The organism is Gordonia sp. DT101 (assembly GCF_049844895.1).
Lineage (GTDB): Bacteria > Actinomycetota > Actinomycetes > Mycobacteriales > Mycobacteriaceae > Gordonia.
Genome location: NZ_JBNCLX010000002.1, coordinates 1 through 12,204, shown reverse-complemented (window position 1 = coordinate 12,204; position 12,204 = coordinate 1). Strand labels below are relative to the sequence as shown.

13 protein-coding genes and 1 tRNA gene are annotated in these 12,204 nt (G+C 66.2%); 6 read left to right on the top strand and 8 right to left on the bottom strand.

Annotated elements, in window-relative coordinates:
- Nucleotide 1: 1 nt before the first annotated feature.
- Together ACLQ3I_RS06575 and ACLQ3I_RS06570 are read left to right on the top strand one after the other, a co-directional pair.
- Nucleotides 2-1,003, top strand: coding sequence for a metallophosphoesterase (locus ACLQ3I_RS06575; protein ID WP_425800773.1), 1,002 nt, complete (start codon nt 2-4; stop codon nt 1,001-1,003).
- Between the two features lie 23 nt (nt 1,004-1,026).
- A complete protein-coding gene (locus tag ACLQ3I_RS06570) occupies nt 1,027-1,701 on the top strand; it encodes a haloacid dehalogenase type II (RefSeq protein ID WP_425792121.1) in 675 nt (224 codons plus the stop codon).
- Nucleotides 1,702-1,744: 43 nt separating this feature from the next.
- On the opposite strand, the gene ACLQ3I_RS06565 is transcribed toward ACLQ3I_RS06570, so the two are convergent.
- A complete protein-coding gene (locus tag ACLQ3I_RS06565; protein ID WP_425792120.1) occupies nt 1,745-2,188 on the bottom strand; it encodes a nitroreductase family deazaflavin-dependent oxidoreductase in 444 nt (147 codons plus the stop codon).
- Between the two features lie 182 nt (nt 2,189-2,370).
- Between ACLQ3I_RS06565 and ACLQ3I_RS06560 the strand changes: the two genes are divergently transcribed.
- Nucleotides 2,371-2,790 carry a DUF7144 family membrane protein gene (locus ACLQ3I_RS06560; protein ID WP_425792119.1) on the top strand — a complete coding sequence of 140 codons (420 nt, stop codon included), beginning with the start codon at nt 2,371-2,373 and terminating at the stop codon, nt 2,788-2,790.
- A gap of 25 nt (nt 2,791-2,815) precedes the next feature.
- Here the strand turns inward: ACLQ3I_RS06560 and ACLQ3I_RS06555 are convergent, their stop codons facing one another.
- The gene (locus tag ACLQ3I_RS06555; RefSeq protein ID WP_425800771.1) at nt 2,816-3,742 is read right to left on the bottom strand and encodes a crotonase/enoyl-CoA hydratase family protein; all 927 of its coding nucleotides are present in this window, start codon (nt 3,740-3,742) and stop codon (nt 2,816-2,818) included.
- Between ACLQ3I_RS06555 and ACLQ3I_RS06550 the strand changes: the two genes are divergently transcribed.
- The gene (locus ACLQ3I_RS06550) at nt 3,741-4,391 is read left to right on the top strand and encodes an LppP/LprE family lipoprotein (RefSeq protein WP_425800769.1); all 651 of its coding nucleotides are present in this window, start codon (nt 3,741-3,743) and stop codon (nt 4,389-4,391) included. The genes ACLQ3I_RS06555 and ACLQ3I_RS06550 overlap by 2 nt on opposite strands.
- Before the next feature lie 29 nt (nt 4,392-4,420).
- On the opposite strand, the gene ACLQ3I_RS06545 is transcribed toward ACLQ3I_RS06550, so the two are convergent.
- Both ACLQ3I_RS06545 and ACLQ3I_RS06540 read right to left on the bottom strand, forming a co-directional pair.
- Nucleotides 4,421-4,699 (bottom strand): hypothetical protein, encoded by a 279-nt coding sequence (locus ACLQ3I_RS06545; RefSeq protein WP_425792117.1) that lies wholly within the window; start codon nt 4,697-4,699, stop codon nt 4,421-4,423.
- 101 nt (nt 4,700-4,800) lie between these two features.
- Nucleotides 4,801-4,874, bottom strand: a tRNA-Pro gene (locus tag ACLQ3I_RS06540).
- 215 nt (nt 4,875-5,089) lie between these two features.
- Here ACLQ3I_RS06540 and ACLQ3I_RS06535 point away from each other — a divergent pair.
- Nucleotides 5,090-5,527: a DUF7144 family membrane protein gene (locus tag ACLQ3I_RS06535; RefSeq protein ID WP_425792116.1), complete on the top strand. Its 438-nt coding sequence runs from the start codon at nt 5,090-5,092 to the stop codon at nt 5,525-5,527.
- An 89-nt stretch (nt 5,528-5,616) separates the two neighbouring features.
- Nucleotides 5,617-6,243 carry a lipocalin family protein gene (locus ACLQ3I_RS06530; RefSeq protein ID WP_425800767.1) on the top strand — a complete coding sequence of 209 codons (627 nt, stop codon included), beginning with the start codon at nt 5,617-5,619 and terminating at the stop codon, nt 6,241-6,243.
- A 31-nt stretch (nt 6,244-6,274) separates the two neighbouring features.
- On the opposite strand, the gene ACLQ3I_RS06525 is transcribed toward ACLQ3I_RS06530, so the two are convergent.
- The 4 genes from ACLQ3I_RS06525 to ACLQ3I_RS06510 form a co-directional block, all read right to left on the bottom strand.
- Nucleotides 6,275-7,915 (bottom strand): hypothetical protein, encoded by a 1,641-nt coding sequence (locus ACLQ3I_RS06525; RefSeq protein WP_425800765.1) that lies wholly within the window; start codon nt 7,913-7,915, stop codon nt 6,275-6,277.
- A gap of 345 nt (nt 7,916-8,260) precedes the next feature.
- Nucleotides 8,261-9,811, bottom strand: coding sequence for an acyl-CoA synthetase (locus ACLQ3I_RS06520; RefSeq protein WP_425794513.1), 1,551 nt, complete (start codon nt 9,809-9,811; stop codon nt 8,261-8,263).
- Between the two features lie 88 nt (nt 9,812-9,899).
- Nucleotides 9,900-11,492, bottom strand: a complete 1,593-nt coding sequence (locus ACLQ3I_RS06515; RefSeq protein WP_425801866.1) for a GMC oxidoreductase — start codon at nt 11,490-11,492, stop codon at nt 9,900-9,902.
- A gap of 127 nt (nt 11,493-11,619) precedes the next feature.
- On the bottom strand, nt 11,620-12,204 hold a 585-nt coding region (locus ACLQ3I_RS06510; RefSeq protein WP_425800763.1), incomplete at its 5' end, for a TetR/AcrR family transcriptional regulator.

Sequence of the window (12,204 nt, the reverse complement as noted above, 5' to 3'; positions counted from 1 at the left end):
AATGGTTCACGTCGACAAAGCCCTCGCGGGCCGAATCACCTCAGCGGGCCTGACCTCCGCGGCAGCCGTGCGCGCGGCGGGCGGACTGGCCGGTCTGGCCGCCGCGGGTCTCTTCTATTCGACGGTGGTCGAGCGCAATGCCTTCACGCTCCGGCACAGCACTCTGTCGGTACTCGAACCCGGGGCCGCGCCGCTGCGTGTGCTGCACATCAGCGACCTCCACATGACGCCCCACCAGCGCCTCAAGCAGGCGTGGGTCTCCGAGCTCGAGGCCCTGGAGCCCGACCTGGTGATCAACACCGGCGACAACCTCGCCCACCCACAGGCGGTCCCGGCGGTCATCCAGTCGCTGGGCGGGCTGCTGTCGCGGCCCGGCATGTTCATCTTCGGCTCCAACGACTACTTCGGACCGCGCCTGAAGAATCCCTTCCAGTACTTCCGGAGCGACCACACCCGGACCTTCGGCGACCCGCTGCCGTGGCAGGACCTGCGCGCCGCGTTCATCGAGCGCGGCTGGCTGGATGCCACTCACACCGTGCGCGAACTCGAGGTCAGCGGGGTGCGCGTGGTGGCCGCCGGTGTCGACGACCCGCACATCGAGCGCGACCGCTACGAGACCATCGCAGGGCGGCCGAACCCGCTCGCGCATCTACGTCTGGGACTCACCCACTCGCCGGAGCCCCGGGTGCTCGACCGCTTCGCCGACGACGGCTACGACCTCGTGATGGCCGGACACACGCACGGCGGGCAGCTGTGCCTGCCGTTCTTCGGGGCGCTCGTCACGAACTGCGAGCTCGACCGCTCACGTGTCAAGGGCGTCTCCAGTTGGGGCTCGACGATGAAGTTGCATGTCAGCGCCGGCCTCGGGACCTCTCCGTATGCGCCCGCCCGGTTCTGCTGCCGACCCGAGGCGAGCCTGCTGACGCTGACGCCGGTCTCGAACGGCGACGCCGAGTTCGCCGAGGATCACTCATTGCCGCAGTTGGCATCGGAGATCGGCTGAGCGAGCTCGCCGACGGTCCGAAGGTGCTCGCCTTCGACACGTTCGGCACCGTCACCGACTGGTTCACCGGGATCTCCTCGACCGTCCGGGAGGTCGTACCGGGCGTGGACGCCGGCGCTTTCGCTCGTGAGTGGCGCCGTCGGTACGGGCCGATCCTGGCGCGCGTGGAATGCGGAGAGCTGCCGTGGCGGCGTCTCGACGATCTGCAGACCGAGACCGTCCACGAGGTCGCGACGCGGTTCGGCCGGACGCTCGACCACGTGCAGGCGACTCGGCTCGTCCGCGCGTGGCGCACCATCCCGGGATGGCCGGATGCGGCCGACGGAATCCGCAGACTCCGAACAGGTTTCATCGTGTGTGCGCTCAGCAACGGCACCGTCGCGCTGCTCACCGACATGGCCCGGCACAACGGCTTCGAGTGGGATGTCATCGGCGGCTCCGATCTCTGGCGGCACTACAAGCCGGCCCGCGAAACCTACTGCGGGCTGGCCGATCTGCTCGAGGCCACGCCGGCGCAGGTGATGATGGTGGCCACACACCAGCACGACCTCGATGCGGCCCGCTCCTTCGGCCTGCGCACCGCATTCATCGAACGCCCGATGGAGTGGGGCGGCGACCCGAAGGACGACTCGGGCTCGCCCGAGAACGACATCCACGCCACCGACGTCCTCGATCTGGCGCGGCAACTCGGCTGCTGATCCGGTTCGGGGAAAGGCGCCCCGGATTCAGGTCCAGGCGAGTTCAGGTCAGGGTCAACCTCACCAGCGGCACGTCGTCGATCGAGAGACCCGTGGATTCCTCGATGACCCCGGACAACTCGGCATACGCACGGGCATGCGCGTCGCGATATCGGTCCATGACGGCGGTCGCGTCATCGGTACCGAGCACCTCGGCGAGTGCCGGACGGCGCGACGACCACCCGATGGACACCCGGCAACGGGGATCCGCCTGAAGATTCTTGAACCACTGGGCACGCGGCCCGAAACCCGATGCGATCACCACCTGTGCCGGTGTGGATCGTTCGACGGTCTCGAGCACCACATAGCGTGCCTCCCCGGTGCGACGCCCGGTGTGCTCGAGCAGCAACAGACGACCACCGAACAGGAAGCCGAGACGGGCGCGGAACAGGATGATCGGTGCACGCACCAGCCACCGGGTCTGCAGCATTCGGGCGGCGATGCTCACTGGGACCTCCTCGTCGTGCGCCGGTATCCACCGATACCCACCGGTACCAACGACATCTACCGCGTCCATCACCGACCCGCAATCACCCGCTACGGGGGATGTGGCTGCCGCATTCGTCCACGACCATGCGGTAGAGGTGACGCGACAACGCTTCCGGCACCCCATCCGAGAGAAAGGTTGCCATGACCACACCACAGTATGAGGAACCACGGTACGAGGACCATCGCGTGCAGCAGGGCTTCGCCGGCGGCACGACGATCGCGGCCGCGATCCTGCTGCTCACCGGCGGCATCCTCGGACTCCTGCAGGGCATCTCGGCGGTGGCCAAGGACGATCTTTTCGTCGCGGGCCCCCAGTACATCTACAAGTTGGACATCACTGGTTGGGGATGGATCCACATCGTCGTCTCGATCGTCGCGATCGGCATCGCGATCGGGATGTTCACCGGCGCGGCATGGGCGCGGATCGCGGCCATCATCGTCGCGGCGCTGTCGATCATCCTGAACTTCCTGTGGCTGCCGTACTACCCGTGGTGGTCGGTCCTGGTGATCGCCATCGATCTGGTGATCATCTGGGCGGTCGCCACCTGGAGAACCGCCTGAACAACTCGGAGCCGCCGCACTGACCTCAGGCCCGGTCTGTACCTGCCACATCGGCGGGTGCGGGCCGGGCCTCGGCGGCTCCATGGCGACCGGCCCCACCGGCGAAACGTCGGGCCCCGGCCAGCGTGTCCGCGGCCAGCGACTCCGTGCCGTGGCCGAACTCGTTTGCGATGGCGGCGGGCTCGTCGAGGCCCTCCTGCTCAAGCATGGACAACCGGTCATGTCGGAGGCAGGTCTGCGGGAGTCCGGCGAGCTCGGTGGCCAGTCGGATCGCCGCGTCGAGCGACGTCCCTGCCGGGACAACACGATTGGCCAGTCCGATGTCGAGTGCCTCCGACGCCGACACGGCCCGTCCGGTCAGGATGAGGTCCATCGCCCGGCTCGCACCGATCAGCCGCGGTAGTCGCACGGTTCCGCCGTCGATCAGCGGCACGCCCCAGCGGCGGCAGAACACCCCCAAGACGGCGTCGTCGTCCATCACGCGCAGGTCTGCCCACAACGCCAGCTCCAGCCCGCCTGCCACGGCATGCCCCGAGATCGCGGCGATCACCGGCTTGGACAACCGCATTCGCGACGGGCCCATTGGGCCGTCGCCGTCGTCGGCGATCCGATTGGATATCCCGTCGGCGATGGCCTTGAGATCAGCTCCCGCACAGAAGGTTCCACCTTCGCCATGCAGGACCGCCACCGACGACGAATCGTCGGCGTCGAATCGACGGAAGGCATCGGCGAGAGCGTCCGCGGTGGTCCGGTCGACTGCGTTGCGCACCTCGGGCCGATTGATACCGATGATCCGGACGGGCCCGTTCGAACGCTCGATGATCACCCCGCCGACGATACGCCGCAGGCCCTCCGGCGAGGCCGGGATCTGTCGCCGTTTCCGGTAACCGTGTCGGCGGTTATCGCGATAGACGAGGTAGGTCGGGACATCGACGTCCGAGGGGCGAACCATGACGATCCAGCCGCAGTCGCGCGTCGCGTGCGTGGTCGCGACAGTGCTGACCGTGGCGACAGCACTGGCAGTCGCGACGGCCTGCGGCACCGCCGAGACCGCCCAGCACGACGCGCTTCCCGCGGAGACCACAGCGATGAACACAGGGATGAGCACCGCGATGAGGCCGGGGACCACCGCGGTGACGCCACGCATGACCGCGCCCGGTACCGGACCGAGACCGCAAGCTCCACCTGCCGGCAGTGGTCACCGATTGTGCCTCGACGCGAACTCGGCGTTGGTCCACAACGCCGTCGCGTCGCTCGGCAACGACCCGAACGGTGGACAGTGGCAGGTCGAGAGGGCCTCCGACAACCCCCTCGGACGCGGCTGCGACCTCGACTTCGTGCTGGTCACCGGGTCGGGGTACAACGATGCGACCGCCACGAGCCGGGTGTTGCTGTTCCACGGCGGCGAGTTCGTCGGGACTGTCGAGTCCAGGCCGTATTCCTATACGGGCATCGCTGGATTCAGCCGCAATTCGGTGGCCGTGCGCTATCGGTGGCTGCTCGGCGACGACGCCTTCTGCTGCCCCACCGGTGGTCCGGCGATCGTGACCGCCACCTATGACGAGGGCATCCGGCGAGCAGGCGCCTTCCCGCCGGGCTGACCACCGACAGCCCGATCAGATGCCGATCCTTACCCCTGCCCTGCGGCCCGATCGCGCAGTTCGGCGAGCGATGTGAGCACTGTGACCTGGTCATCGGCCAACGACTCGTCGTCGCGATCGAGCTCGGTGAGCGCGAACTGCTTGAGGTTCGCGAGATTGACGAGAAAGACGTGGTGGTCCGCATTCGTCGACAGACCGATGGGTTCGTGCCCCCGAATCACCTCGCGCACAAACGTCAGGACGTCCGGCGCGGATTCGGTGAAAAGGATCCGGACGTCGAGCTCATCCGAGGTCAGAAGTGTCGGCATAGCCCATGTTCACACACGGGTGGGCCGAGGAATGCCGGAAACGAGGAAGCCCTGACCGGATCTCTCCAGGCCAGGGCCTCTTCTGCAATCTCAACCTTGCGTCGGGGTGGCGGGATTCGAACCCACGACCTCTTCGTCCCGAACGAAGCGCGCTACCAAGCTGCGCCACACCCCGTGTGCAACCTGCGATAGCTTACCCCCACGTCCCCCTGGCGACTAAATCGGCTGGTCAGGGCCGAGTTGGCCCCTGCGCCGGCGCCGACAATCCCGCATGTCGCGACATAACATTTCGACCTGCGCGGCGCGTTTGCCTCATTTCATTTGCTTCGGCAACTTAATCTGATCGTGCACTATCGTCCGATCGTCTGAACCAACGAAGGGAGGCGCACCATGACCGCCGAGAGAACCGATGTGACCAAGCCCGACCGCGACGCCGACTACGGAGCCAAGACCGGGTTCGCATTCGGGATCTCGATAGTGGCGGCCGCGCTGATCTTCGTGGCCAGCTTGGTGGCGATCTTCCAGGGCATCTCTGCGTTGGCCAAGGACGACCTCTTCGTCCTGGGCAACCAGTACGCCTACAAGTTCGACCTCACGACCTGGGGTTGGATTCACATCGTCATCGGCGTTCTCGGAGTACTGGTGGCAGGCGGCCTGGCGGTCGGCGCGGATTGGGCACGCATCGCGGCGGTGGTCATCGCGTCCGTGTCGATCATCGCGCAATTCCTGTGGCTCCCCTACTACCCGCTGTGGGCGATCCTCATCATCGCGCTCGACCTCATCGTGATCTGGGCGGTCGCGACCTGGAAGCCCGCCGAGGAGTACTGACCGGGCGCATTCACCTGACGGCTCCACCCATCCACGCCGACGACGGCTCCGAATCGCTGGCACTATCCAGCACACCGAACGGAGCCGCCATGCGCACCATCCGCACGACCCGCCCGCTGTTCACACTGTTCGCGACCGTTGCACTCACGATCGCAGCCTTGTTCGTCGCGACGGCGCCCGCATCGGCCGCTCCTCTGCAGCCGATTCCGAAGCTCGACGCAGAGCGGTACCTTGGTTCGTGGTGGCAACTCGCCGCGGTGCCGGCGTTCTTCAACCTGAACTGCGCCAAGGACACCAAGGCCACGTACACGCCGATCAATGCCAAGACCATCGGCGTCGAGAACACCTGCGCCACATTCACCGGCCAGACCAATCGCGTGCAAGGTCGCGCCACGGTCGTCGACCCGGTCACCAAAGCCCAGCTGTCGGTGACGTTCCCCCAGGTTCCGGTGAGCATCAATCCCGGCAACGCTCCCAACTACATCGTCGCCTGGATCGCCGACGGCAAGACCCCGACCGACCCGTACCGCTTTGCCGTCGTCGGCGACCCCACTCGGACATCGGGATTCCTGCTCTCGCGCGACAAGGTCGTCCCCACCTCGACGCTGCGTATGTTGCGCGGCGAGATCGAAAAGGTGGGTTTCAACTCGTGCACCTTCCTCGTATCGCCGACAACCGGTGGGCGGACCGACCATTCGCCGCTCTGCACCGTCTAGGCCACGTGTAGGCGACGGTGGCCGGATCTGGCTATCGCGGGTAGGTGACGATTTCCTGTCCGGTTGTGGGGTTGTGCCAGGTGATGGTGCGGTCGGTGTGCATGGTGGGGAGCCAGATCGCCAGGTGTTTGCGGTGGTGGTCGGGGCGGCAGAGCGGGATGATGTTGTCGGGCAGGGTCCAGCCGCCGATGTGTGGGTCGGCGTGGTGGTATTTGACGAGGTGGTCGAGTTCGCATTCATGGGATGGTTTGCTGCACATCGGGTATCGGCACCACAGGTCGGTGTGCAGGATGTGGTCGCGGAGTCGTCGTGATGGTGTGTAGGTGAGTGCGCCGGGTGGTGGGTGCTCGAAGCCGCCGTGGCCGGTGGGGTCGACCGGTGGGGCGGGTCCACGCTCGCCGGTGACCACGATCAGTCCGGAGGGTCGGCGGTGGCCGGTGGCGGGTGGGGTGATGAGGGTGGCGTGCTCGGCCAGTCTCTCGGCCAGTGTGGGGTCGATGGCTCCGTAGCCGCGCAGTCGGGGTACCTCGAGGCCGGTGGGGTCGGACATGAGTGTCCAGGTCGGCGGGCTCGCTGCGTCGACGACGGAGGCACTGCCTGGATCCACCACATCGACCGGCTCGACCGTCTCCGCGGGATCGACCGGCTCGACGGGGTCCACCACATCGACCGGCTCGACCGGGTCGACCGGGTCCGCGGGATCGACCGGGTCCTTGGGATCGATGGGATCGACCGGCTCGACGGGGTCGACCGGGTCGGGGCCGGGGCGTTGCGGGCAGTCGGGGTGTCCGCATCGGCAGGACAGTGTTTTGCCGGGGACGCCGGTGATCTCGGCGAGGGCCATCACGCGTTGTTGCCCGATGCGGCGGGGGTCGCGGCGGCAGACTCGTTGGGCGATCAGGGTGCTGATGCGTTGGGACAGGTGCACGCCGTCTTCGGCGGGTACACACGCATCGAGGTTCATGTGGCCTGATGAGTCGGCGGTGACGGTCAGGTTTTGCCAGGCTTCGGCGAATTCTTCGCGGGCGTGGGCGGCGCCGTCGGGGTCGAGGCTGATCACGGTTTCGGCGAGTTGGTCGGCGAAGACTTTGTCGGTGGTGGGTCGTGCCTCCAATTCCAACGCCAGGTCCTCGAAATCGAGGGTGGACCCAGCATCGTCGACAACACCACCATCATCATCATCGGAATCTGGGGTGTCGGTGGGATCGGTGGAGTCGGGTTGGTCGAGGTCGGCTATCGGATCGGCGTCGATGACCGGGTTGTCGATGATCAGGTCGTCGGGGACCAGTTGTGCGGCGTACACCATTTTTGACATGCGGTGGGTGCTGAACTCGCCGGCCAGATATGCGGTGCGGATCTTGGGGAGTCGTTGCAGGGCGTCGCCGAGGTTGAACCAGGTGCCCGCTTTGGTGCGTGACAATTCGAGCTGCAGTGAGATCTCGCCGACGGCGGCTTTGTCGGCGGCCCTGCGCACGGTCATCTGTTGGGTGGTCGACAGCGATACCAGCATGTCGTCATAGACCGATTGGCCCAGTCGGTAGGCGCTCAGTAGTGAGCGGGCTTCGTGTTGGCGGCTCGTGCGTAGATGATCGCGTGCGGCCGCGGCGACGTCGGTCGATGACGCCGACGCGATGGCCGCATCAGCGGCAGCGGGATCAGCACATGTGAACACGACAGCAGGGGCCTTCGCAGATCGAAACCGACAGGACACCAACAACATCTGCCCGTCATAGGAAACGAAAAGCCCGCATCACCATCAACTGGAAACAACCATATCGGGGAGCACCGACAAGATCGGCTGACAAGCCGTTTGTGGAGGCTTGGTTTCGATACGCACGCTCGTTCCTCGCGGGCTACTCAACCAGCAGGATGTGTACACGCGCTTTGTTCGCGGCTACTCGACCAGCGGGATGGGTACACGCGCTTTGTTCGCGGCGGGGTGGGCTCGCTGGTTCCGCGCGGGTTACTCAGGTCTGCCGTGGCACGGCGATCCGCGTGTACGACCTCCGGGGGCGGGTCAGCTCACCGCCTTCGGCCAATATCGCTTGCGCAGTTCTCCTTTCACGAGCTTGCCGGTCGGCGTACGGGGAAGATCGTCGACGAAGTCGACGGTACGCGGGGCCTTGTACGATGCGAGCGACTCCTTGGTGAAGTCGATGAGCTCGGCGGCCAGCTCGGAGGACGGAGCAAAGGCCGGGTCGAGCTGGACGCAGGCCTTCGCCACCTCGCCGAGGTCGTCGTCGGGAACTCCGATCACCGCCACGTCGTAGATCGCGGGGTGCCCGACCAGCACGTTCTCCGCCTCCTGCGGGTAAATGTTCACTCCGCCGGAGATGATCATGAAGGCCTTGCGATCGGTCAGGTAGAGGTAGCCCTCGTCGTCGACGTAGCCCACATCTCCGGTCGTCGACCAGTTCTGGTGGTCCGGATGCTGTGCCTTCCGGGTCTTGTCGGGGTCGTTGTGATACTCGAACGCGACGTCCTCACGTTCGAAGTACACCGTGCCGACTTCTCCGATCGGCATCTCCGCACCGTCCTCGTCGCAGATGTGGACGACGCCGAGCAGGGGCTTGCCCACGGACCCGGGATGGTCCAGGGCCTCCTGCGGGCCGATGAAGGTGGCGCCCGCCGCCTCGGTGGATGCGTAGTACTCATGGATGACCGGGCCCCACCAGTCGATCATGGCGCGCTTCACCTCGATGGGGCACGGTGCGGCCGCATGGACCGCGACTCTCATGCTGCTGACGTCGTACTTCGCCCGTACGTCGTCGGGGAGCTTGAGCATCCGGATGAACATCGTCGGCACCCACTGACTGTGGGTGACGTGGAATTGTTCGATGGCGCCGAGCGCGGCCTCGGGCTCGAAGCGATCCAGGAAGACGACCGTCCCGCCGACCGAATTCGTGACACCGCAATAGCGCAGTGGCGCAGCGTGATACAGCGGAGCAGGGGACAGGTAAACGGTGTCGGTGTCGAATCCGTACATCGGTGCGAAGATCGCCGTGTAGGCATCCGGGATCTCGTCGACCTGGCCCTGCGGCAAGGGGGTCTTGATGCCCTTGGGCCGGCCGGTGGTTCCTGACGAGTACAGCATGTCGGTGCCGCGAGGCTGTTCGGCCCGTGGCGCGTCGGACGCTCCGGCGAGGACCGTGTCGTATGAGTCGAATCCGGGTATCTCTCCGCCCCAGGCGATTCGCCGACCCGGAACGCTCAGGGCCGGAATCGCCGTGGCGTCGGCCACCGCGTCGGCGACCGAGGCGCCGGCGAAAACCGCTTGCGCATTGCAGTCGGTGAGGATGTAGTCGGTCTCCACGGCGGTGAGGTGATGGTTGATCGCCGTGACATAGAGTCCGCTACGTAGTGCCGCCCAGTAGACCTCGAACATGTGCAGGTCGTTCGGCGAGATCATGGCGATGGTGTCGCCAGGACGCAGGCCGAGGGTTTCCAGGTGGTTGGCGAGCCGAGTCGAGTTCTCGTCCAGTTGCCGGTAGGTCAACTGCTCTCCGGTGGCGGCACGAATGATCGCGGGCTTGTCCGGAGTGGACTTCGCGAATACTCCAGGGAACAAGGGGCACTCCTCTGACTGACAGTGGGAACAGTCACCCCGACCGGGGCTCTACCGAGCGATCGATCGGGGTGCTGTGCGTCACATTACCCTACGCGTGCGGCATCGCAGGAGCCCGCCGATGCGTCGCGAGGAACCTATCCATGGTTCGCTCCGCGAGCGCGGTGATCGTCAGCGACGGGTTCACCAATCCGACGGCGCCGGGCACGAACGAACCGTCGACGACGTAGAGGTCGTCGTAGCCATTGACCGCGCCGTTCGTCGACGCAGCCCTTCCCATGACGACACCGCCGAGGCCGTGATAGGTGCTTGCCGAACCGAACCCGATGAGCCGGGAGGAGAGTGGAATCCCGTTGGCAGGGTGGCCATACCGTGTCTCGGTTCGGTAGTGGAACCGCTCGACGAACGCGTTGGCGCGCCGATCGAGTTCACTGACTCCCTCCGGGTACGGATAGTTGAGGACCCCTCTGCGGGTGGCGTGGTCGAAGTCGATGCTGCCGCGCTCATCGGTGTGTACCTGGACGAGGTTGGTGGTCAGCGCCTTGCCGAGCGGCGACGGCAGCGGTGTTGCCTGGTACACCATCGATGCGGACCCACCCGGAAGGTCGTCGTCGTAGATCCGCGCGTAGCCAGGGCCGCCCTGGACGGCACCGAAGTCTTCGCGCGGATTGGACCGGGTGGTCAGAAAGTCGCCGTTGCCGCCGAATCCCTCACCGATGCGTGGTGAGAGCCGTGGCAGGATGCCGAGTGCCCGCGCCCGCACGAGGAGCTCGGTGGTGTGGAAGGAGCCTGCGGCCAGGAAGAGGTGATCGGCCTCGGCCCGGACGGTCCGCACTGTCCGGCCACTCTCGTCGAGAACCCGCGCCGTCACGGCAAATCCCCTGCGGCGTGGTCGTTGCCGGATGTCGAAGACTTCGTGCATCGGCAGGATGCGCACGTTGCCGGTCTGTTCCGCGGCAGGCAGATATGTGTGGTCCAGCGATTTCTTGGCGCCACTGTTGACGCCGTAGGTCAGGTCGCCGATCGAAACGCCCCGGGGTCGTGTACCGCGTAGCTCGGCGCGAACGAGGTCCCAGTCGATGGCGAAATCGAAGAAGTGGGGTTCGGCACCGTAGCGGTCGACGACCTTCAACCACGACCGGGTGCCCACGTAGTCGGGATGGGCCACGATGTCCGACGGCATCGGTGAGACGCCGAGCATTCGTTTCGCGCGTGGATAATACGAGCGCTCAAGTTCCGGGTAGTCCGCCGCGGCAGGGAAGATGAGTTCGAAATCGCGACGCCTCGGCACTGGCGTGAATGACCCGAACACCAACGATCCGCCACCCACGCCTGCGCCGTAGACCGCCTCGATCCCGTTGCCCATCACATGGTCGAGCACCCCGGGGTAGGGCTCTACCGGTATCGCGGTCGAGAGGTTCGCACCTGCGGGACTGCCGAACCAGGCAGCTCGCTTGTCCGGGCTGATGAAGGTGGCAAATGTGTCGCCGTCCGGTCGGATCGGCCAACGGCGCCCACGCTCGAACACCGTCGTCCGGATGCCGGCCCGGCCGAGCCGGAGCGCGGCGACAGATCCACCGAACCCGGTACCGATGACGATGGCGGTGCGCTCCGTAGCCGAGTCGGCCGTTCCGGCTCTGCCGGCGGCCGCGAGCCCTCCGGCAGCGAGGGCTCCCGTTCCGATCGCCCCGCGGAGAAATGACCGACGCGTGAGAGACCGCCGGGGCGGATCATGCGGCGAGGGAACGTTGGCGTCCACCCAGTGACCGTATCGGTCGAAACCTGAAGGTGACCTGAAACGCCAGGATTTCCTAATGGGCCGGTCGAACCGACTCTTCCACGAGGTCGAGAACCGCGGTGAGGTCACCCGTGGGTTGCCCTGTCGCGAGGCGGGTTATCAGGCCGTCGAGAACGAGGTCGAGGTATTTGACGAGCACCTCGGTCGGTACGTCGTCGCGCAGTCGACCGGCCTCGCGTCGGTGCTCGAGCCGTCTCAGCGTGGCCTGTTCGACATCGGCCGAATGAGACAACCAGGCGGCCCGGAACGACGCATCGGTGCGCAACTTGCGGGCGATCTCAAGTCGCGTTCCCAGCCAGTCGAAATCCTGTGGCCGAGCGAGCATGTCGCGCATGACCTGGACCAGGCCCTGCTCGGCGGCCACGTCGGCCATCCGCTCGGCATCCTCCTGCGCGAGCGCGAGGAAGAGGGCTTCCTTGTCGCGGAAGTGATGGAAGATGGCGCCGCGTGACAATCCGGTCGACTCTTCGATGCGTTTGACGGTTGCCCCGTCGTATCCGTAGTCGGCGAAGCAATGCCGCGGGGCGGCGCGGGTAGCTGGACGGGGCGCCGGGCGCCCGGGGACACAGACACAGGGGCCCGGAAGAGGTCCCCGACA